Raw genomic sequence first — 20,907 nt, 5'->3', positions numbered from 1 at the left:
GAGATTCGATCCACAGTATCTCGAACTGCAACGGCGTAAGGAAATACGCTATGGCAGTCCGCGATACAGGCTAACCAAAATCGGCGCCTTGGCCGATTTCGTCCAATACGGCATCTCTAAGCGGGCCAATACGGATGGCCTTGGTGTGCCGATGATCCGCATGAACAACCTCCAGCCATTGGGTTGGGATTTCTCGGACTTGAAGCACATCGAGCTCAGTCATTCAGACCTTGAAAAGTACCGCCTTGAAAAGGGTGACATCCTTTTTAACCGGACGAACTCGAAGGAACTGGTGGGCAAATGTGAGGTATTCTCAGAAGACGGAGACTGGGTTTTCGCATCTTACCTCATTCGTGTCCGCCTCGATACGTCACGCGTATTGCCGGAGTTCGTGTCGGCTTTCTTGAACACAGATGCTGGTCGTATGCAGATTGATCAGGTCAGCCGCCAGATCGCTGGAATGTCGAACGTGAATGCGGAAGAATTGAAAGAATTGGAGATTCCTCTTCCTTCACTTGCGGATCAAAAATCGATTTTGAATGATCTTCGCCAAGCGCTCAATGAGCGGGACCAGCTGTTGACCGAAGCGCGGCATCGTCTTGCGTCAATTCAGCAAATCATCACCAAAGAAATTGGGGTGGGCGAAAAAATCCATGGGCAAAAAGTATTTGGGATCACTCGTTCTGAACTCCTCAGCTCATTGAATCCCGAACGTTATGCAGTTTTGCCGATTGAGAACCAACTAGGGGGGCAGCAATCTGTCGCTGATGCGGGCGAGATTATCCAAAAAAAGGTCTTTGCAAACAAGAAATACCCAGGCGAGCGTGTCGCATGGTTGAGGATCGACGACTTAGAAAATGAGCCGATTGGCGTCGAGAAATTACGGTATGAACTGTCTGAAGAGATAACAGGTGCGCTGATTGAGGTTCAAGAGGGCGACCTTCTTGTCGCAAGATTGGGGCCAACGATTCTAAATGGTAAGGCAGTGTTAGCACCAAGTGCTAAAGTACCTATTTTGGCCTCGCCAGAGTTTCATGTTCTGCGTTCTAATAAAAATTGGAATTCTACTTTCCTTCTTTGGCTTATTAAAACAGCAACGTACCGGTCAATTATGTATGGTCGGAGTCGCGGCGGCACGCCTAGTCGTTACAGGTTGTCATCCGACGACTTCGCGTCAATTCCGCTGCCAAGCATTTCGTTGCCCAAACAAGAGGAAGTTGCGGATGCTTGCCAAAGAGAAGTGATGCTATCCATCAGCTCGCGGCTTCGTGCCAATGAAATTTGGCAGTCGGCTCGAGTCAGGTTCGAAATCCAACTACTAGGTGAAATTCCCGCATGATCCTCTCAGGTATTCTGCATTCGACTTTGGGCGGATTTACTGTCATTCGTGGCGTGGCGCCCCTTGGCGAACTTGCAAGATGCTCGCGCTTCGATCCCGCCTATCAACGCAACCTGATCGAGACTCATCGCGATGAGATTGAGCAGTTCCTCGCAGATCGGCAATTTCTGTTTTTTCCCGAAGTGGTCCTGTCCGCATCGCTTCAGTTTGACTTTGACAAGGCGCGAGGCCGTGCCGTTGATCCGCTGGGGGATATCTTTTCAGGAAAAGGGTTCACTTCGAACATCAATGGGCTGAAGATCACGGTTCAGCATCCGAAACTGCCGAAAGCCATGGAAACTGTAGGCGGAGCCAACGCTCCGACGTTGGTTTACCTTGATTTGCCCGAGGAATTTCTAGCCACCGACGACGATATCAAGCTGTTTCGGATAGACGGGAATCACCGCTTAAGTGCGGTCAGCGAAACCAAGCCGGGCGAGGCAAACTACGGTCTCGAAACTCCGTTTTGTGTGGTTTTGCATCAGGACCGGTTGCTGGCACGGCAATTTGAGAAAGTTGTGTTTCACAACATCAATGCGAAGCAGATACCGTTGACTTCTGAAGAGAATCTTCGGCTCATTCTTGAAGATGGGCCAGAGGCGCTTTTTCGGGATAACGCGCTACTTGAAAATCCGAGTTTTGGCCCAGCGTACTTGTTAGCGCGAAAGCTTCTGCCGGATTTGGATGGAAAATTTTTGACGGGTCTCACCAAACACCTTGAGAACCGGTACACCCTTGCACTTGGTCTGACCCAGTATCTTTCGACTAAGGACGCTGCCTTGGCCGCCGTTGCTTCGACCGAGGATGTTGATGCCCAAATTCCTCGGCTGCGCGATGCGATCAAGCGAGCCAATGCTATGTACGAACAATCGCCGCACGCTCAACTTCGCGATGCGGCTTGCTTAGGTGTGCTTACCGCTACCGTGCATTTTGCGCTCAAGGAAGAAGGTGTGCAATTGCCAGCGTTCGCCCTTTGGATGCGGAATAATCGCATCGATCGGCTTAAGCCGACCGGGACGACCAAGGGGCTGGGCTATCATTATCATCTCGGTCAGACACAGGCGATTGACGCCTCTAGCCTGGTCGAAGTTTTCGAAAGCATCCAGACGGCGCGCAGCCGCGAGGTTTTTGTTTCGATGGAATTCGGTGATCACACGAGCGCAGTCTACAAAGCAATCGAGGAGGCCATAGGGAAGACCAACGCCACGCACGAGCTGGAGGCACTTGACCTTGCTCTCAAGCCGGTACGGATTGATCGCGTGTCGAAGGGACATTCCTTCACGATCGACAGTGAAATCCTCCGCATTATTGACGGTTCCGGACTTCTGATTGCTGATCTGACGCAAGGCAACAAGAACGTCTATCATGAAGTCGGTTTCATGATGGGCTTGAACAAGGGGCGCGGCGGAGAGCAGGATAATTTTATCCTAATTGCGGACCAGAGCAAATTGCAGGGTGACAGCGATATCGGGTTCAATTTGCGTGCTTGGCAGCAGTTGCGCTTCAACGATACCTTAGACCTAGTGGCAAAGTTGGTTGATGCTCTTGAAAATTATTACAAGTTGAAATGATGTTCGGCGTTTGGAAATCAGGGCGCGTTGGCAGGCGAGTTCTATGAACTGACGGGAGTAGGCGGCAGGGTCGCTTTGGGAAAATTGCGTCTATCCTGTGTGGCCACATGGATCAGTCTGCCCATGCCACTATCGAAGTCATCCCCCCCGGGAGGGTGGAAGTTGAGCGGGTCCCTTTTTGCATTTTTTCCGGGGCAGTTTTGGCCACACAAGCAAGAGTTTCCTCGCCCTTCGCCGTCACGACGACAAGCAAGGTTTTGCTCTCGACTCGTCCAATTATTTGAGTGCGAGCGGTGAAACCTTCGGAATTCTGTGGGGGTGAATGTGGGGGTATTTGTTTTGGTTTGAAAATAATTATAGGTATTACAAATAGTTGGTAAAAATGTTCGGTTCAAGCCCTGCCACCACCAGCTTCTTCAGAGACAGCCATGGCAAGGCAAGCCGGCCTGCTTACGAGCAGGCGGCATTGCGGTACTTGTGCACACCGACTAGATGGAAGCGATGCCCTCAGACATTCTCGATAATCAGGGCCGCGGCGAAGCTTCGTGGCAATGGCCCTCCATTCATGCCGAAGGGCGCAAGTTCGGCGCCATCGCCGGCGGTATTGCGCTGATCGCCTGGCTGCTGCTGGGCCCGTGGTTCGGTTGGCCGCTGGCCGTGCTGACACTGTGCGTGCTGGCGTTCTTCCGTGATCCTGTGCGCGTTACGCCGCTGGACGAACGCAGCATCGTCGCGCCTGCGGACGGCCTCGTCACGCTGATCCAGAAAGTGTCGCCGCCGCGCGAGCTGACCGTCGACGATGGCAGCGGTTCCGCGCCTATGGCCGGCGATCCGGTGACGCGAATCTCGATTTTCATGTCGGTGTTCGACGTGCACATCAATCGCGCGCCGATCGGCGGCACGGTCAAGCGGGTGATCTATATCCCCGGCAAGTTCGTGAACGCCGATCTCGACAAGGCGAGCGAGGAAAACGAGCGCCAGCACATCCTGATCGAGCGCGGCGATGGCGTGCGGATCTGCTTCACGCAGATCGCGGGTCTCGTGGCGCGGCGGATCGTGCCGTTCATCAAGCCGGGCGACATCATCGCGGCCGGGCAACGCATCGGCCTGATTCGTTTCGGCAGCCGGGTCGATGTCTATCTCCCGGCCGGGGTCGAGCCTCGCGTGCTGATGGGCCAGAGGATCGTTGCCGGAGAAACGGTGCTGGGTGAACTGGGTCACGCGCCGATGATCGAGGGCATTGCCCAGTGACTTCCGGTTCGCCCGAAGACCCTGACGGTTTTCCCGAAGGGCGAACCAGCCCGCAGCGCCGTCTTGCGCGCGCGCTGTCGATGCGGGCGATCGTGCCCAATGCGATTACCGCCGCGGCGCTCTGTTCGGGCCTGACGGGGATCCGCTTTGCGATCGGCGGTGATTTCGAGCGGGCGGTGCAGGCGGTGATCCTTGCCGGCCTGCTCGACGGGATCGACGGGCGTGCGGCTCGCCTGCTCAAGGCCCAGACTCGCTTCGGCGCAGAACTCGACAGTCTTGCCGATTCGATTTCCTTCGGTGTCGCGCCTGCGCTGATCGTCTACTTGTGGAGCCTCAACCAGCTCCCCAGCGTGGGCTGGATCTCCGCGCTGGCCTTCGCGATATGCTGTGTGCTGCGGCTTGCCCGCTTCAATGCCCGGCTCGACATGCTCGATCAGCCGCACAAGCAGGCGGGTTTCCTGACGGGGGTTCCTGCGCCGCTCGGCGCGGCGCTCGCGTTCCTGCCGATGTACTTGTGGATCGCCAGCGGCCGTCCCGAGTTTTCCGACCCGATCGTGGTAAGCGTCTGGATGGTCCTGATCGCTTTTCTGATGATTTCCAGTCTGCCGACGCTAAGCTGGTCGCGCATGAGCCCGCCCAACAGTTTGCGCCTGGGCATGATCGCGGGCGCGGGGCTTACCGTGGCGGCTCTGCTGACCGAGCCCTGGTTCACTCTGGCCGCGCTCACTATCGGGTATCTGTTGCTGATCCCGCTGGGCATCGCGACTTACGCGAAAGTCAGGCGGCGCGCGCCATCCCCGGCCATTCCAGCCCCGGAGCCTGAACGCTTCGACGAGCACGACGCGCCGCTCGGTCCTTCCTGAGCGAAGCCAGCGTGGGCAGGGGGCTGCGCTCGATCACGCGCCAGTGGATTTCCGTGTATTCCGGGCAGGCCTTGAGCTGCGCGCGCAGGGCGAGTGCGCCTGCGCTGTAACGCCGCCAGCTCGCGGCAATGATCCAGACCGAAGCCAGCGCGGCCAGGGTGAAGAGGCAAGCGGCAAACACAGTCATGACCGATCCTTTCGAACCATTGCCCAAGGCCTGTTGCCAGATCAGTGGACAGCTTGTGGAAAACGGGAATCTGTTCTATCAATGTTCTTGAGACGAGTTGTTCTCTTTTTGTTCCAGTCTGTCAAGTGGAATTTGAGTTCCGGGTGCGCGCGCCTTTCATGCGCCCGGAAGGGGCCTTTCAGGTAACGGTCTGCCTGGATGAGCAGGAGCAGCCAACGAGTCGTCGCCGGGTCAGGCAAGCACGAGCGCGGGATAGCGTTCCAGCCAGCGTTTCTTTGTTACTCGCAGATCGAAGGTCGGGCGTCTGGCCCCGGCAAAGTGTGCCGTCGGCCTGAGGCGCAGGGAGAAGAGGTCCGCGAGGCCTAGAGGGGCGTTGATCTCCAGTCCTCCGCCCGTATCCAGCCGCGCGGCGACGGCCGTTGCGGTTTCCGGCCAGTGCGTCATGGCGTCGGCCGTGCTGCGATAGGGTCTGTCGCCATTGCGCGGATGCATGCGAGCCTGGTTGCGGACCGACCAGTCCAGCCCGGGCATGGACGCGCGCAGGCGCGCTTCGAGGATCTCGTCGTAGGAGTGCCCGGTCCGTTCGCGGGAGTGCCAGATCACATCGACGTCGCCGACAGGCGGTCTTGCGCTATGTCCATGTAGCCGGTCCCACACGGCGTCGCGGACGAATCCCGCGCCGATCCAGCCATCGGGCAGGTCGAGCGCACGGACCGCACGCAGTGCCTCCATGCGTAGCGGGTCGGCAGTCAGCAGCGAGGCGAGTTCGGCTTGCAGGTCCATCGCCGCAATCTATCCGGATCCGGGCGTTCTGTGCGTGATGAAATGGGGGTGGATTTCTGCGGAAAACACGTCTAAGGGCGGCCCCGCTAGGGCGAAGTGTGCCGATCCGCGGCGTACCCGGTCTGGCAAATCCACATGGAAAGCACTCATACCGGTGCCGCAGCGGGCAGATCCGCACGGTTCCAGCTTTCCAGAGGCATAACCGGAAAGGAAATGATTATGGCGGCTCCCGTCGTCACCATGCAGGAACTCATCGAGGCCGGCGCACACTTCGGCCACCAGACCCACCGTTGGAACCCGCGGATGAAGCCGTACATCTTCGGCGCCCGCAACGGCATCCACATCATCGACCTGTCGCAGACCGTGCCGCTGATGGCGCGCGCGCTGGATTTCGTCTCGGCCACCGTGCAGGCCGGAGGCAAGGTGCTCTTCGTCGGCACCAAGCGCCAGGCGCAGGAGCCGATCGCCCAGGCCGCGCGTTCCTGCGGTCAGCACTTCGTCAACCACCGCTGGCTGGGCGGCATGCTCACCAACTGGAAGACGATCTCGCAGTCGATCAAGCGCTTCAAGGCTCTTGAAGAGCAGCTTGCCGGCGACACCCACGGCCTCACCAAGAAGGAAATCCTTCAGCTCACCCGCGAGCGTGACAAGCTTGAGCTGTCGCTCGGCGGTATTCGCGACATGGGCGGCATTCCCGACGTGATGTTCGTGATCGACGCCAACAAGGAAGACCTGGCGATCAAGGAAGCCAACACCCTCGGCATCCCGGTCGTCGCCGTGCTCGACACCAACGTCAGCCCCGAAGGCATTGCCTTCCCGGTTCCGGGCAACGATGACGCCAGCCGCGCCGTGCGCCTGTACTGCGAGGCCGTGGCCAAGGCCGCGACCAAGGGCGGTCGGGAAGCCGTGATCGATTCGGGTGCCGACATCGGCGCCATGGACGAGCCGGTTGCCGAAGCTGCCACCGAGACCGCCGAGGCCTGATCGGCCCGACGCATTCGGCATTTTCGTCATTGAAATGTCGCGCGCCGGGTCCATCGGACCCGGCGCGCCTGTCAATTACAGAGAAGGATAAAAGCGATGGCTTACACCGCCGCTGACGTGAAGAACCTGCGCGAGCGCACCGGCGCCGGCATGATGGACTGCAAGAAGGCTCTCGACGAGACGAACGGCGACCTCGAAGCCGCCGTCGACGCGCTGCGTGCCAAGGGCCTGGCCGCTGCCGCCAAGAAGTCGAGCCGCACGGCCGCTGAAGGTCTGGTTGGCGTCGCCATCTCGGGCACCCGGGGCGTTGCCGTCGAGGTCAATTCCGAAACCGACTTCGTCGCCAAGAACGACCAGTTCCAGGACTTCGTGCGCAGTGTCACCGAGGTCGCGCTGGGCGTGGACGGTGACGACATCGAGGCGCTCAAGGCCGCTGCCTACCCGACCGGCGGTACCGTTGCGGAAGCGCTGACCAACAACGTCGCGACCATCGGCGAGAACCAGCAGGTTCGCCGCATGAAGACGGTCGAGGTCGCCCAGGGCGTCGTCGTTCCCTACATGCACAATGCCGCCGCACCGAACCTCGGCAAGATCGGTGTGCTCGTCGCGCTGGAGTCGGAAGCGCCTGCCGATGCGCTCGAAGCGCTGGGCAAGCAGATCGCGATGCACATCGCCGCCGCCTTCCCGCTGGCGTTGACCGCCGATGACCTCGACGCCGACCTCATCGAGCGCGAGCGCAAGATCGCTCAGGAAAAGGCAGCCGAGAGCGGCAAGCCCGAGAACGTCCAGGCCAAGATGGTCGAGGGCGCGATCGCCAAGTACGCCAAGGAAAACGCGCTGCTGTCTCAGGTCTTCGTGATGGACAACAAGACCCCGATCCAGCAGGTCGTCGACGCGGCCGGCAAGGAAGCGGGCAGCAAGATCGTCCTCAAGGACTTCGTGCGCTTCCAGCTCGGCGAAGGCATCGAGAAGGAAGAGAGCGACTTCGCGGCGGAAGTGGCCGCTGCGGTCGCGGGCTGATCTTTCAGTCCTTCCTTCGGGAAACGAGCAAGGCGGGCCGGGGAGCGATGGCTTCCCGGCCCGTTTTGATTCCGGCTTCGGGGCCGGGGCTATCCCAGTACGATGCGTGTTGCCGGAACCAGTCTGCGCGCCGCATAGACAATCGCCAGGCTGGTCATGAAAGCCACGGCCGCGTGCAATAATGAGCCACGGGGGAGGATCAGTCCGCTCAGCGACAGAATGATGATGTGCACAAGGTAGACGCCGAGCATGCAATCGGCGACAGGCTGTATGCTCAGGCTGTCCGGCCACAACCGTTTCCCGAAAAATACGGCGGCTGCGGTCAATGGAAGGCCGAGGCAATACGTCAGGGTCATCCCGGAAACCGGCTTCAGGATCAGGATCGCAAGCCCGAGCCCGATCAGAATGAGGCAGGGATAGGCCAGTCTGCCGGCACGCGGCGCGATGCCTATCGCAGTTCCGGCAAAGACGGCTCCGGCGACATGCGCCCACTGCGGGAGGGGGACCGGCCATGTCAGTGCGAGTGGCCTCCAGAGGTAAGCGCTGGCGATGGTTGCGAAAGCGAGCAGGCTGCTCGCGACGAAGACTGTTTGCGCCGGCACGCGCTGTTTGAGGCTTCCCTGCACGACCAGTACGCCGAATATGAAAGGCAGGAACCACAAGTGTTGGGAAGTGCCCATCAATACGCCGAGGATCGGGGCGTCCGGCGGAAGGACCGGTTTGTGCCGTACGATGGCAAATACGCCATAGACCGCCATCCAGAACGCCCATGGCAGCAGAAGGCTTCTGGCCAGAGCGGCGGTCGGACGGATCCGTTCCCAATTGTAGTTTGCGTCGATCATGGGGGAGAGTGCGACGAAGACGATCAGGCCGGTGTAGGCCAGTGGCGCCCATTCGCCGCCACCATGGAAAACAACGATGCCAAAGGCAGACAGTACGCGCAGTGCTTCCACGGTCTGGTTGCGTTGCGCCTTGGGTTTGGCTTTTTCTGTCGTTGCGGAAGCCACTTGGGTGGTTGCCATTCGCCAATTGCCTTTTCGTACCAAACCGTAAGCAAGTGTGCGCAGGTGCAGCGGCGATGACAAGCGATTCAAGCCGCAATACCTGAATACATGCGCATTCCCGATGTATTGGGCTCTCTTCGCCGCCCTCCCTCTTGGCAATCCGCGCGCGCGCTCCTAAAGCCGCAGCGACCCATTCCCCAGGAGACCCAGCGGTATGTCATCCTCCCCCTATAAACGCGTCCTGCTCAAGCTGTCGGGCGAAGTGTTGATGGGGAGTCAGCAGTTCGGGATAGACCCCGAATTCGTCGCCGAACTGGCCAAGGAAGTGAAGGCGGCCAAGGAAACCGGGCTTGAAATCTGCCTCGTCATCGGTGGTGGCAATATCTTCCGCGGCATGGCGGGCGCCGCCAAGGGCATGGACCGCGCGCAGGCCGACTACATGGGCATGCTGGCAACGGTCATGAACGCGCTCGCCATGCAGAATGCGCTGGAGCAACTCGGTGTCGAGACCCGCGTGCAATCGGCGGTGCAGATGGACCAGGTCTGCGAGCCGGTGATCCGCCGCCGTGCCGAGCGCCATCTGGAGAAGGGGCGCGTGGTGATCTTTGCCGCAGGTGTCGGCGCGCCTTATTTCACCACCGATTCCGGCGCCGCGCTACGCGCTGCCGAAATGCGCTGCGATGCGCTGCTCAAGGGTACCAGCGTCGATGGTGTCTATGATTGCGATCCCAAGAGCAATTCGGATGCAAAGCGTTATGATTCAGTCGATTACGACACAGTCCTAGCCGATAACCTGAAGGTGATGGACGCCTCCGCCGTGGCGCTGTGCCGCGACAACTCTATTCCGATCGTCGTGTTCTCGATCCGCGAGAAGGGCAATCTTGCCCGGGTTCTCAAGGGTGAGGGGACGCAGACCATCGTCCAGAAGGGAGCCTGACCAATGGCCAAGTACGACAAGGCCGATCTCGAACGCCGCATGAAGGGCGCGGTGGAATCGCTCAAGGGCGATCTTGCCGGTCTGCGCACCGGGCGCGCGAGCACGCAGTTGCTCGATCCGGTGCAGGTCGAAGTCTATGGCGCGATGATGCCGCTCAACCAGGTCGCCACCGTTTCGGTGCCTGAGCCGCGCCTGATCTCGGTGCAGGTCTGGGACAAGTCGAACATCGGCCCGGTCGAGAAGGCGATCCGGTCTGCCGGGCTTGGGCTCAACCCGATCAACGACGGCAACACCCTGCGCCTGCCGATCCCGGACCTGACCGAGGAGCGCCGCAAGGAACTGGCCAAGCTCGCCGGCCAGTATGCCGAGAAGGCCAAGGTCGCGATCCGCAATGTGCGCCGCGACGGCATGGAAGCGCTCAAGGCCGACGAGAACAAGAAGGAAATTTCCGAGGACGAGCGCAAGCGTTCGGAAGGCGATGTCCAGAAGCTGACCGACGACCAGATCAAGGCGGTCGACGACGAGTTCGCGCGCAAGGAAAAGGAAATCCTCAACAAGTGATCCTTCGACAGGCTCAGGATGAGCGGGCGGAGATGCTATGACGGCCGCGCGCCATGTCGCCATCATCATGGATGGCAACGGACGCTGGGCGAAGAAGCGCCTCCTGCCGCGCGCGCTGGGCCACCAGCGCGGCGTGGAGGCGGTGCGCCGTGTCGTGCGCGGCGCGCGCGAGATGGGGCTGGAAGCCCTGACGCTCTATGCCTTTTCGACCGAGAACTGGCGCCGGCCGGAGGAAGAAGTCTCCGACCTGATGAGCCTGATGAAGCGCTTCATCCTCTCCGATCTCGAAGAATTTGCCGAAGCTGGCGTTCGACTGAAAATCATAGGCGATTACAAGGCCTTCAAGCCCGATGTGGTCGAATTGGTTGAAAAGGCGATAGCGCGCACGGCGGAAAATTCGGGCACCACGCTGGCGGTCGCGCTGAACTACGGTTCGCAGGACGAGATCGCCCGCGCCGCCACCAAGGCTGCCGCCAAGGGGCCGATCACGCCGGAAACGATTTCCGCCGAACTCGATACCGCCGACCTGCCGCCGCTCGATCTGCTGATCCGCACGTCGGGCGAGGTCCGGTTGTCGAATTTCCTGCTATGGCAATGCGCCTATGCGGAGATGCTCTTCACCGATGTGCTCTGGCCGGATTTCACCGCCGAGCATCTCAGGGAAGCGCTGGAAGCCTTTGCCACGCGTGAGCGTCGCTATGGCGGACGGTAAGCGGTGGCCCCTTCAAGGAGCCGGGAGGCTTTGATGGCGGAGAAGAAATCCGATCTCGGCGTGCGTACGCTGTCGGCCGTGGTGATGATTGCCGTCGCGGGTACGGCCCTGTGGCTGGGTGGCGCGGTCTGGATCGCGTTCGTCTGCGCGGTGGCGGTGATCGTGCTGTGGGAATGGATCCGGCTGGCACGAAAGGGAACGCAGAATCCGGCTGAGCGCGGTTTCTGGAACTTCGCCGGGATGTTCTATGTCGGGGCTAGTGCGGCCATGCTGCTGGTATTGCGCAATCCCGGATTTACGCTTGCGCCGATCCTTACGGTTCTTGCGAGTGTGATCGCCGTCGATGTCGGCGCCTATTTCACCGGGCGCACGCTGGGCGGGCCGAAGATCGCCCCGTCAATCAGTCCTTCGAAGACATGGTCGGGCCTGCTGGGCGGCATGCTGGGCGCCACGCTCGTGCTGTTCGTCGCGGCGCTGCTCTGGCAGCGCGGGGCGATCTGGCTCACGCCCGCCGGCATCGCCGCCGATGTGCCGGCCTGCTTCGGAATGCAGCCGTGCTGGTACCTTCAGGCGCCGCTGCTGCCGCTTTTCGCGACTTGCCTGATGACCGGCATCCTTCTTGCCGTCTGCGCGCAGGCGGGGGACTTCTTCGAGAGCTGGATGAAGCGCCGCGCAGGGGTCAAGGACTCGGGCAACATCATTCCGGGGCATGGCGGTTTCTTCGATCGTGTCGATGGCCTGCTTGCAGTGCTGTTCGTGCTCGCTCTTATGCTATTGTTCCAGCCGCGATGACGGAACCGCGCACTCTATCCGTTCTGGGCGCCACCGGATCGGTGGGCGCTTCGACGCTCGATCTGGTCCGGCGGCAGTCCGGCGCTTGGCGCATTGTCGCGCTGACGGCGCATTCCAACGCTATCGAATTGGCCCGGCTAGCGCATGAATTCTCGGCGGAAATCGCGGTCGTTGCCGATGAGGCGCGCCTGCCCGAGCTGCGTGAAGCGCTCGCGGGGACGGGCGTCGAGGCAGCGGGTGGTCCGGCGGCGCTGGTCGAGGCGGCGGCGCGCGGCGCGGACGTGACGGTTGCCGCGATCGTCGGCTGTGCAGGCCTTGCCCCGACAATGGCGGCGATCGAGCAGGGGGGCGTGATCGCGCTCGCCAACAAGGAAGCGCTGGTTTCGGCAGGCGAGGTCATGACGGCCGCCGTCGCCCGGCACGGGGCCACGCTGCTGCCGGTCGATTCCGAGCACAATGCGATCTTCCAGTGCCTGCAGGGCAACGATGCGCAGCACGTGCACTGGATCACGTTGACGGCGAGCGGCGGACCGTTCCGTGACTGGTCGTGGGAGCAGCTCACAGCGGCCACGCCCGCGCAGGCGATCAAGCATCCCAACTGGGACATGGGCGCCAAGATCAGCGTCGATTCGGCGACCATGTTCAACAAGGGGCTCGAACTGATCGAGGCCCATCACCTCTTCCCGGTCGGCCTCGACCGCCTGCGCATCATCGTCCACCCGCAGTCGATCGTCCATTCGATGGTCGAATACCGCGACGGCTCGACGCTGGCGCAGCTCGGTCCGTCCGACATGCGCGTGCCGATTGCCTCGGCGCTGGCCTGGCCGCAGCGCATGGACACACCCTGCGAACCGCTCGACCTTGCCGCGATCGGAGAGCTGACTTTCCGCAGCACGGACGAAGAGCGCTTCCCGGCGACCCGGCTGGCGCGCGAGGCGGCGCAGGAAGGCGGCGGTATCCCGGCGGTGCTCAATGCCGCGAACGAGGTTGCGGTCGCCGCATTTCTCGACGGTCAGATTTCGTTCACGAGGATTGCGGCACAAGTGGAACATGTGCTCAATGCCTACGTGCCGCCTCCGCCCGGCTGCCTGTCCGACGTTCTCGCCGTCGACAGCGAAGCAAGGGCAAGGGCGCGGCAATTGATGGAGACTGCCTGACTTGACCGGTTCGCCCAACCTGCTGACGACGATCTTCGCGTTCCTTCTGGTGCTGGGGCCGCTGGTCCTCATCCACGAGCTTGGTCACTATCTCGTCGGCCGCCTCTTCGGCGTGAAGGCCGATGCCTTCTCGATCGGCTTCGGCAAGGAAATCGCCGGCTGGACGGACAAGCGGGGCACCCGCTGGAAACTCTCGACCCTGCCGCTCGGCGGCTATGTTCAGTTCGCTGGCGACATGAACCCCGCCAGCGCGCCATCGGCGGCCGAGGACGGGCTGACCCCAGAGGAGCGCTCGCACACGTTTCACGTCAAGCCCTTGTGGCAACGCGCGCTGATCGTGCTGGCAGGGCCGGCCACCAACTTTCTCCTGTGCGTCGCCATCCTGGCGGCCTTTTCCTTTGCCAACGGGCGACTCGTAGCGGATCCGGAAGTTGCTGATTTCACGGAAAATTCCGCAGCCAAGGCGGCCGGGATGGAAATCGGCGACCGCATCGTCGCGATTGATGGCGACAAGATAGACAGCGTCACCGACATTCCGGAGCATGTCGTCTACTTCGGCGGGAAGACCGTCTCGGTCACGGTCAAGCGCGACGGGCGCACGCTGGACCTGCCAGTCACGATCGCCAGCGAGGAAGTGAGCGACGAGTTCGGCAATACCGCCAATGTCGGTGAACTGGGCGTCGATTTCGCCGCGCCCGTGGTTGGTGGCTTCGTCGGCGAATCGCCGGCAAAGGCGGCGGGGATGAAGGTCGGTGACCGGATCGTTGCGGTGGGCGATGCCGATGTGCGCAGCTTCCGGAACATTCCCGACCTGATCCGGCCGTCCCCGGGGCAGCAGGTGACGATAACCGTGCTGCGCGACGGCGAAGCGAGGGTTTTCCCGGTAACGATCGGCAAGGCCTTCGAAGAGGGGCAGGACGGGGGCCGCAAGACCATCGGGGTGATCGGCATCCGGGGCGGCTATGGCCATGTCGTTCCGGTCGGTCCGGTCGAGGCGGTGGGGCTGGGCGTGTCGCGCAGCTTCGCGATCATGGGTACCATGGTGACGGGAATCCGCCAGATTTTCACGGGTGATCGCTCGGTCAGGGAACTGGGCGGTCCGATCAAGATCGCGAAATATTCGGGCGAACAGTTCAGCCTCGGCTGGGAGGCCTTCGTCGGCTTCGTGGCCCTGATTTCGATTAACTTGGCATTCATCAACCTCCTGCCAATTCCAGGCCTCGATGGCGGGCACCTGGCGTTCTACGCGGCCGAGATGGTCCGTCGCAGGCCGCTTGATGTGCGCAGTCAGGAATGGGCGATCCGCACGGGCGTGGCACTGGTCCTCGCGCTCATGCTGTTCGTCACGGTCAACGATCTGGTGTCTCTGCCGATTTTCGGGGGATAGCCTGGAGGTTTTATCCAGCGATCACAATCTCGCCGGGTTTGGCTGCTTGATTGGATGTCTTCCATCGGGCAGATGGCTGCGGTCGACTGCCGGGCGAATATCTCGCTTGCCGGGCCGGACGGGATCATCGCGAGAGCGGAAACGGGATTTTGCGTAGAATGATGGGATGGGAAATGGTTCGCAGCACTGATGCCCGCCATGCGTCGCAGCTTGCGGCAGTGCTTCTTGGGACCACGATCCTCGCGGGCGTTCCCGGTGCAGCCTTTGCCCAGGATGCCGAAGAAGCCGCGGCGCCGGCTCCCGAAACCGTCACGCCGGCGGAGCCGACGATCCAGTCGATCCAGGTGACGGGTTCGGAACGTCTCGAGCCGCAGACGGTGCTTTCGTACATCAAGATGCGCGTCGGCCAGCCTTACTCCAAGGCCGCCGCCGACCAGGTGCTCAAGGATCTCTACTCGACCGAGCTGTTCAAGAACGTCGAGGTGACCAACGACGGTGGCAATGTCACCATTGCCGTCCAGGAAAACCCGGTCGTCAACCGCATCATCCTTGAAGGCAACAAGCGCATCAAGGACGACAAGATCCTTCCCGAGATCAAGGTTGCCCCGCGCCAGATCTTCACGCGCTCGAAGATCCGCGCCGACGTGGCCCGCATCATCGAGCTCTACAAGCGCAAGGGCCGCTACGCCGCGACCGTCGAGCCCAAGATGGTCATGCTGGACCAGAACCGCGTCGACATCGTCTTCGAGATCACCGAGGGCGCCAAGTCGAAGGTTCGCCAGATCAACATCATCGGCAACGAGCACTTCTCCGACGGGAAGCTGCGTGGCCAGATGGTTACCAAGCAGTCCCGCTTCACGCGCATCTTCAGCTCGAGCACGAGCTACGATCCCGACCGCATGGCCTTCGACCAGCAGAAGCTGCGCCAGTTCTATCTGACTGAAGGCTACGCCGACTTCCGGGTCGTTTCCGCAGTGGCCGAACTGACGCCGGACAAGAAGGACTTCATCATCACCTACGTGGTGGAGGAAGGTAAGCGCTACAAGTTCGGCGACGTGAAGGTGGAAAGCCAGCTGCGCGACTTCGATGGCGAGAAGCTGGCGAAGAACCTGCCGATGAAGGCGGGCGACTGGTACAACGCCAAGCAGGTCGAAGACACGATCGACAGCCTGAACGAGACCGCCGGCGCTTTCGGTTACGCTTTCGCAGACGTGCGTCCGCAATACGACCGCGACAAGGACAACCTCACCATGGGGATCACCTTCGTGATCCAGGAGGCCCCGCGCGTCTACGTTGAACGGATCGACATCAACGGCAACACGCTGACCCAGGACAAGGTCGTGCGCCGCGAGTTCCGCCTGGCCGAAGGCGACGCCTTCAACTCGCTGCAGGTCAAGCGCTCGACCAACCGCATCAAGTCGCTCGGCTACTTCCAGGAGAAGTTCGAGATCGAGCAGAAGCCCGGCAGCGCCGATGACCGCATCGTCCTCGAAGCGAACGTCGAGGAAAAACCGACCGGCGAACTGCAGCTTTCGGCCGGTTTCTCGAGCCTCGAGAGCTTCATTTTCCAGGCCTCGATCCGCCAGCGCAACTTCCGCGGCCGTGGCCAGACGGTGGGTCTGTCCGGTAGTTATTCGCGTTATTCGAAGAGCGTGCAGGCGAGCTTCGTCGAACCCTACCTGTTCGACAAGAACGTCTCGCTCGGCGTCGACATCTACCGGCGCGACTACAACAGCTTCAATTACTACAACTCGGACCGCAAGACGACCTACAAGCAGGCGACGACCGGCTTCCAGGTTCGTGCCGGCGTGCCTTTGACCGAATACCTGACCGCAGTGGGGCGCTATACGCTCAACTACGACGACGTGTCGCTGGATAAGGGCACATACTATTCCTATCGCCTCGATCCGAACGTCCTGCAGTGCGATCCGCTCTATGCGGGCCGCTATCTGTGCGATGCGATCGGCAAGCGGCTGAGCTCGATCATCGGTCTCTCGCTGATCTACGACACGCTCGATAACCGCGTACGCCCGTCGCGCGGCGAAACGGCGTCGGTCAGTGTCGATTTCGCGGGTCTCGGCGGCGATGTGCACTATGCGCGCCTGCGTGGTAACGCGGCGAAGTACTGGCCTCTGGGCGGTGGTTTCGTCTTCTCGGTGGCCGGCGAAGGCGGCATCATCAAGGGGCTGAACGGCGACGACGTGCGTCTGACCGACCGCTTCTTCCTGGGCGAGCCGCAGATGCGCGGCTTCGGCATCCGTGGCGTCGGTCCGCGCGTTTTGCGCAAGCGGCTCGTCGATGAGAATGGCGATGGTGTTCTTATCCCGTCGACCAAGCGCAGCGACTGGACCGACGATGCACTCGGCGGCAAGTACTACTACAAGGGACGTGCCGAACTGGAGATCCCGCTGGGCTCCGGCGCACGGGAAATGGGCCTGCGCCCGTCCATCTTCGCCGATGTCGGCGCGGTCTGGGGCGTGAGAAAGCCGCAGCTCACGCAGTGCGACCCCGGGTGTAACCCGACGTATTACGTTCGGGATGCTGATGGCAACAGCACCACCACCACTACCCTGGAAGCGGTCGATTCGACTACCGGTGTCGCCAATGAACCGACCGGTGCCTATCAGTTCCAGTTCGTCGAGGAATTCGCCGGTGATACCTGGAAGCCGCGCGTCGCGGTGGGCTTCGGCGTGAACTGGAACTCACCCTTCGGTCCGTTCCGCATCGATATTTCCAAGGTCCTCCTCAAGGAGGACGGTGACAAGACCAAGACCTTCACATTCAACGTGGGAACGCAATTCTGATGAAAACGATAACCAAGTCCGTCGCGCTGGGTTCGGCCCTTGCGCTGGCCACGCTTTCCGCACAGCCCGCGCTGGCTGCCAAGGCGGCTCCGGCCGCGCCGTCCGACAGCGGCACCATCGTTCCGGGGCTGGGCATTGCCAACCTCGATGCCGTGGTCGTCAATTCGAATGCCTACAAGGTTGCCGAGCAGCAGCGCGAAACCACCTACAAGGCGCAGTACGACCAGGCCAAGACCCGCAACGACCAGCTGACCGCGCAGATCAAGCCGATGGTCGACAAGTTCAACACCGACCGCCAGGCTGCCAACCCGAACCAGGCCTCGCTGCAGCAACAGGCCGCGGCGATCCAGCAGCTTCAGGAGCAGGGCAAGGCCGAACTGCAGCAGATCCTCCAGCCGGTGGCCCTGTCGCAGGCCTATGTGCAGGAGCAGATCGAGGACAAGCTGAACGACGCGCTGAAGTCGGCGATGAAGAAGCGCAGCATCTCGATCGTTCTGGCGCCCGATTCGGTCATCGCCTTCAACGGCAACGCCTACAATCTGAACCAGGACATCCTGAACGAACTCAACACGGCCATTCCTTCGGCGCAGCTCGTGCCGCCGGCGGGTTGGGAGCCGCGCCGCGTTCGCGAGGCACGCGCGCAGCAGGCTGCGGCGCAGGGACAGGCCGCTGCCGCCACCAGCCAGCAGCCGACCGGCCGCTGAGAACAGGCGAGAGACGGGCATGAGTGACACGGCCGAGGCGGAATACGATACCGCGAAGATCCTGGCGGCGCTTCCGCACCGCTATCCGATGCTGCTGGTCGACCGGGTGGTTTCCTTCTCCGAGGAGGAGATCCACGCGGTCAAGGCCGTCAGCTTCAACGAGGACTTCTTCCAGGGCCATTTCCCCGGCCGTCCGATCATGCCCGGCGTTCTCCAGATCGAGGCGCTGGCGCAGACGGCCGGTATCCTCGCGATCGAGAGCCTCGGTCTGGCAGGGGCCGGCAAGCTGGTCTACTTCATGGCGATCGAGGAGGCGAAGTTCCGCAATCCCGTGACGCCGGGCCACTTGCTCGACCTGCGCGCCGGCTTCGTCCAGAAGCGCTCGCGCGTGTGCAAGTTCTGGGGCAAGGCTTCGATCGGCGACAAGGTGACTTGCGAGGTGAACTTCACCGCGATGATCGCCGACGCCTGATACGGCGAGGGGGAGTCCTTTGGACACCCTTGCTTTTTGCGGTTCGTGGCGCTATGCGCGCCGCTTTCCAAGGCAGGCCGGTCGGAACCGGCCAAATGCGAAAGAGATACGACATGAAGGCCGATACGCATCCCGACTACCACATGATCACGGTGCAGATGACCGATGGCACCACCTTCCAGACCCGCTCGACCTGGGGCAGCGAAGGCGACACGCTGGTTCTCGAAGTCGATCCGACCTCGCACCCGGCCTGGACCGGCGGTACCCAGCGCGTCAACGAAGGCGGCCGTGTGGCTCAGTTCAACAAGCGTTTCGGTGGTCTCTCGCTCAAGAAGAAGTGAGCGAGCGGCTTCATCGCCCATACGAGAAAAGGCGGCCTTCAGGCCGCCTTTTTTGTTTCAGCCCTGAAGGCCGAAGTCCATGAGTTCATGCCACTCGGTTCTGTCGGGCGGCACCGAGCGCAGGAATTCCATCCCGGCGGCCTTGCCGCGTACCCAGCGCACGATGGCGGGCAGCATCGGTTCGCCGTAGAGACCGATCGAGACGAAGGCCCCTTGCCGGACAGTTTCGGCATCCGTCTGGACGGAGCAGCCGTGCAGCGAAACGTCGGCCAGCAGCACCGGATGCCGCCTGCCTTGCGATGTCTCGATAATGGCTTCGAAGCGCGTGGCATGACGCGTTTCGCGGCGACGATCGTCCAGGTTGTCCGGTGTCGTGGCGTAAAGCCGTCCAATAGGTGCGTTCACGATTTCCTGTTCCTGGCGTCGCTTCGGATCGCCGGTATTCTCCGCTTTTAAACGTTAATCCCCGACCACGAGATAACCTTGCCCGCGCGGTAACCATTTCGTTCGAATGCGTGCAATTGCCTTTCCGCCAGACATGCGTAGCGTAGCGCGGTGCATGGCCGAGGGGGCGCCTTGCACGGGAACGCGCCGACCGGGCCCGGACTTGCGGAAGGTCCCCGCCGGCGGCGTCAAGCAATTGAAAGAGCCGTAAAGGCTCCGACAAGGAGAAGCGCAATGATCCGAACTGCCCGTATTGCCGCCGCATGTGCCCTGGCCCTGTCCGCATCCGCGGCGCTTGCAGGGGAAGACCCGGCATCCGGTGAAGGCAAGACGGTCGAGGCGAACGTTATCGGTCTCGATGGCAACTCGCTCGGCAAGGTGACGCTGGTCCAGACGCCCACCGGCGTGCTTGTCAGCACGGATCTCAAGGGATTGCCGGAAGGCGAGCACGGTTTCCATTTCCACGAAAAGGGCGTGTGCGACCCGGCGGAGGGTTTCAAGACCTCGGGCGGGCACTTCGCCGCAGGCGCGCACGAGCATGGGTTGATGACCATGGGCGGCCCGCACGGAGGGGACATGCCCAACCAGTATGTCGGCCCCGACGGTGTGCTCAAGGAGCAGATCTTCAATACCGGCGTCACGCTCACGCCCGGCCCCAAGTCGCTGCTGGACGCCGACGGATCGGCCCTGGTCATCCACGCGGGGGCGGACGACTACACGAGCCAGCCTGCCGGCGCGGCGGGCGCCCGCATTGCCTGTGCCGTGATCAGCCCCGGCGAATAACCGCAAGCGGAAGGGGGAAGGCCGTGGGTGCGCGTTCTTCCCTTACCCCCAGGGACGTTCGCGGTACCACTGGGTGATTACGTACTTGAGGCCCTTGCGAACTTTCATCGCGTGATGGAGCGTCGCGGCGTTGAGGCTCTGGTCGGGGCGGCGGTTGTTCCACGCGACGAGCTTGCCGCATTCCGGCTGGATCGTCTTGCCGATCACGCGGAACCGCGTTGCGCCGCCGGCCTCCACGTCGTTCAGATAGATCATGAAGGTCCAGGTGCGCTGCCCGGAAACGCTGCAATAGGTTTCGTAGTCCGCGCTCTTGGGTTCGAAGTAGTCGGTATGGGCTTTGAATTCCTGCCCCACTTCGTAGCGCTGCCCCTGCAATGGCTCGGCGTGGGGCGGCGCGATGCCAGAGATCTGCGCGAGCTTGGCTGCCAGTGCAAAGACGGCGGGAACGCCGGGGTCCAGGTCGCATGTCGAGCTGGTGCGGAAGGCCTCGTCGCCATTGGCATCGGCGATGGTCGAGGGACGGTGCTGGGCCTCGATCAGGGCAACGAGCGCGTCACACTCCGCGCGGGACAGGAAATTGCGCATGACGAACAGGTCCAGCCGCGAGGAGGGGAAGCGCTGCATGCCGGGATATGAAAGCAGTTGCGTAGCCGATGATTCGCCAGGTCCGTTCATGATGGCACCCATAGCGGCCCGTTTGGGACGGGAAAATTGCGAGAGTCGCGGCGCGATCCGTTTTTTTGCTTTGCAAGAGGCCCCGCCATGTGCAAAG

22 protein-coding genes are annotated in these 20,907 nt (G+C 61.7%); 17 read left to right on the top strand and 5 right to left on the bottom strand.

Features of this window, described 5'->3' with window-relative positions:
- Positions 1-88: 88 nt before the first annotated feature.
- From NZK81_RS13640 to NZK81_RS13625, 4 genes are all read left to right on the top strand, one after another.
- On the top strand, positions 89-1,339 hold the full coding sequence (locus NZK81_RS13640; protein ID WP_260046675.1) for a restriction endonuclease subunit S: 1,251 nt from the start codon (positions 89-91) through the stop codon (positions 1,337-1,339).
- On the top strand, positions 1,336-2,949 hold the full coding sequence (locus NZK81_RS13635; protein ID WP_260046674.1) for a ParB N-terminal domain-containing protein: 1,614 nt from the start codon (positions 1,336-1,338) through the stop codon (positions 2,947-2,949). The genes NZK81_RS13640 and NZK81_RS13635 overlap by 4 nt, the downstream gene beginning before the upstream one ends.
- A gap of 501 nt (positions 2,950-3,450) precedes the next feature.
- Positions 3,451-4,200, top strand: coding sequence for a phosphatidylserine decarboxylase (locus tag NZK81_RS13630; protein ID WP_260046673.1), 750 nt, complete (start codon positions 3,451-3,453; stop codon positions 4,198-4,200).
- 80 nt (positions 4,201-4,280) lie between these two features.
- Positions 4,281-5,063, top strand: a complete 783-nt coding sequence (locus NZK81_RS13625) for a CDP-alcohol phosphatidyltransferase family protein (protein ID WP_260046837.1) — start codon at positions 4,281-4,283, stop codon at positions 5,061-5,063.
- Here the strand turns inward: NZK81_RS13625 and NZK81_RS13620 are convergent.
- Positions 4,978-5,250 carry a hypothetical protein gene (locus tag NZK81_RS13620; protein WP_260046672.1) on the bottom strand — a complete coding sequence of 91 codons (273 nt, stop codon included), beginning with the start codon at positions 5,248-5,250 and terminating at the stop codon, positions 4,978-4,980. The two genes, NZK81_RS13625 and NZK81_RS13620, sit on opposite strands and share 86 nt — an antisense overlap.
- A gap of 231 nt (positions 5,251-5,481) precedes the next feature.
- On the bottom strand, positions 5,482-6,033 hold the full coding sequence (locus NZK81_RS13615) for a nucleotidyltransferase family protein (RefSeq protein WP_260046671.1): 552 nt from the start codon (positions 6,031-6,033) through the stop codon (positions 5,482-5,484).
- Positions 6,034-6,252: 219 nt separating this feature from the next.
- On the opposite strand from NZK81_RS13615, the gene rpsB reads away from it, so the two are divergent.
- Positions 6,253-7,017 (top strand): 30S ribosomal protein S2, encoded by a 765-nt coding sequence (rpsB, locus tag NZK81_RS13610; protein WP_260046670.1) that lies wholly within the window; start codon positions 6,253-6,255, stop codon positions 7,015-7,017.
- A 96-nt stretch (positions 7,018-7,113) separates the two neighbouring features.
- Positions 7,114-8,037, top strand: a complete 924-nt coding sequence (tsf, locus tag NZK81_RS13605; RefSeq protein ID WP_260046668.1) for a translation elongation factor Ts — start codon at positions 7,114-7,116, stop codon at positions 8,035-8,037.
- A gap of 89 nt (positions 8,038-8,126) precedes the next feature.
- Here the strand turns inward: tsf and NZK81_RS13600 are convergent, their stop codons facing one another.
- Positions 8,127-9,059: an acyltransferase gene (locus NZK81_RS13600; protein WP_260046667.1), complete on the bottom strand. Its 933-nt coding sequence runs from the start codon at positions 9,057-9,059 to the stop codon at positions 8,127-8,129.
- A 196-nt stretch (positions 9,060-9,255) separates the two neighbouring features.
- On the opposite strand from NZK81_RS13600, the gene pyrH reads away from it, so the two are divergent.
- From pyrH to rpmE, 10 genes are all read left to right on the top strand, one after another.
- Positions 9,256-9,978: a UMP kinase gene (pyrH, locus tag NZK81_RS13595; RefSeq protein WP_260046666.1), complete on the top strand. Its 723-nt coding sequence runs from the start codon at positions 9,256-9,258 to the stop codon at positions 9,976-9,978.
- Positions 9,979-9,981: 3 nt separating this feature from the next.
- Positions 9,982-10,539, top strand: a complete 558-nt coding sequence (gene frr / locus NZK81_RS13590) for a ribosome recycling factor (RefSeq protein WP_260046665.1) — start codon at positions 9,982-9,984, stop codon at positions 10,537-10,539.
- Positions 10,540-10,576: 37 nt separating this feature from the next.
- Positions 10,577-11,251, top strand: coding sequence for a polyprenyl diphosphate synthase (uppS, locus tag NZK81_RS13585; RefSeq protein WP_260046664.1), 675 nt, complete (start codon positions 10,577-10,579; stop codon positions 11,249-11,251).
- 33 nt (positions 11,252-11,284) lie between these two features.
- A complete protein-coding gene (locus NZK81_RS13580; protein WP_260046663.1) occupies positions 11,285-12,043 on the top strand; it encodes a phosphatidate cytidylyltransferase in 759 nt (252 codons plus the stop codon).
- Entirely contained in the window at positions 12,040-13,200 is a 1,161-nt protein-coding gene (locus NZK81_RS13575) for a 1-deoxy-D-xylulose-5-phosphate reductoisomerase (RefSeq protein ID WP_260046662.1), read from the top strand. Before NZK81_RS13580 ends, NZK81_RS13575 begins: the two co-directional genes overlap by 4 nt.
- A gap of 1 nt (position 13,201) precedes the next feature.
- A complete protein-coding gene (gene rseP / locus NZK81_RS13570) occupies positions 13,202-14,587 on the top strand; it encodes an RIP metalloprotease RseP (protein ID WP_260046661.1) in 1,386 nt (461 codons plus the stop codon).
- Positions 14,588-14,760: 173 nt separating this feature from the next.
- Positions 14,761-17,391, top strand: coding sequence for an outer membrane protein assembly factor BamA (gene bamA / locus NZK81_RS13565; RefSeq protein ID WP_260046660.1), 2,631 nt, complete (start codon positions 14,761-14,763; stop codon positions 17,389-17,391).
- Complete coding sequence (locus tag NZK81_RS13560) at positions 17,391-18,095, top strand: OmpH family outer membrane protein (protein ID WP_260046659.1); 705 nt, start codon at positions 17,391-17,393, stop codon at positions 18,093-18,095. The genes bamA and NZK81_RS13560 overlap by 1 nt, the downstream gene beginning before the upstream one ends.
- Before the next feature lie 19 nt (positions 18,096-18,114).
- Positions 18,115-18,567 carry a 3-hydroxyacyl-ACP dehydratase FabZ gene (gene fabZ, locus NZK81_RS13555; RefSeq protein WP_260046657.1) on the top strand — a complete coding sequence of 151 codons (453 nt, stop codon included), beginning with the start codon at positions 18,115-18,117 and terminating at the stop codon, positions 18,565-18,567.
- 113 nt (positions 18,568-18,680) lie between these two features.
- Positions 18,681-18,908 carry a 50S ribosomal protein L31 gene (rpmE, locus tag NZK81_RS13550; protein WP_260046656.1) on the top strand — a complete coding sequence of 76 codons (228 nt, stop codon included), beginning with the start codon at positions 18,681-18,683 and terminating at the stop codon, positions 18,906-18,908.
- Between the two features lie 57 nt (positions 18,909-18,965).
- Here rpmE and NZK81_RS13545 read toward each other — a convergent pair whose 3' ends face one another.
- Positions 18,966-19,313, bottom strand: coding sequence for a PilZ domain-containing protein (locus tag NZK81_RS13545; protein ID WP_260046655.1), 348 nt, complete (start codon positions 19,311-19,313; stop codon positions 18,966-18,968).
- A gap of 273 nt (positions 19,314-19,586) precedes the next feature.
- Between NZK81_RS13545 and NZK81_RS13540 the strand changes: the two genes are divergently transcribed.
- Entirely contained in the window at positions 19,587-20,135 is a 549-nt protein-coding gene (locus tag NZK81_RS13540; RefSeq protein WP_260046654.1) for a superoxide dismutase family protein, read from the top strand.
- Positions 20,136-20,177: 42 nt separating this feature from the next.
- On the opposite strand, the gene NZK81_RS13535 is transcribed toward NZK81_RS13540, so the two are convergent.
- Positions 20,178-20,810 (bottom strand): prolyl hydroxylase family protein, encoded by a 633-nt coding sequence (locus tag NZK81_RS13535; RefSeq protein WP_260046653.1) that lies wholly within the window; start codon positions 20,808-20,810, stop codon positions 20,178-20,180.
- Positions 20,811-20,907 lie beyond the last annotated feature (97 nt).

The sequence above is a fragment of the Novosphingobium mangrovisedimenti genome, from assembly GCF_025153475.1.
Lineage (GTDB): Bacteria > Pseudomonadota > Alphaproteobacteria > Sphingomonadales > Sphingomonadaceae > Novosphingobium > Novosphingobium mangrovi_A.
This window is presented reverse-complemented; position numbering and strand designations above follow the sequence as displayed.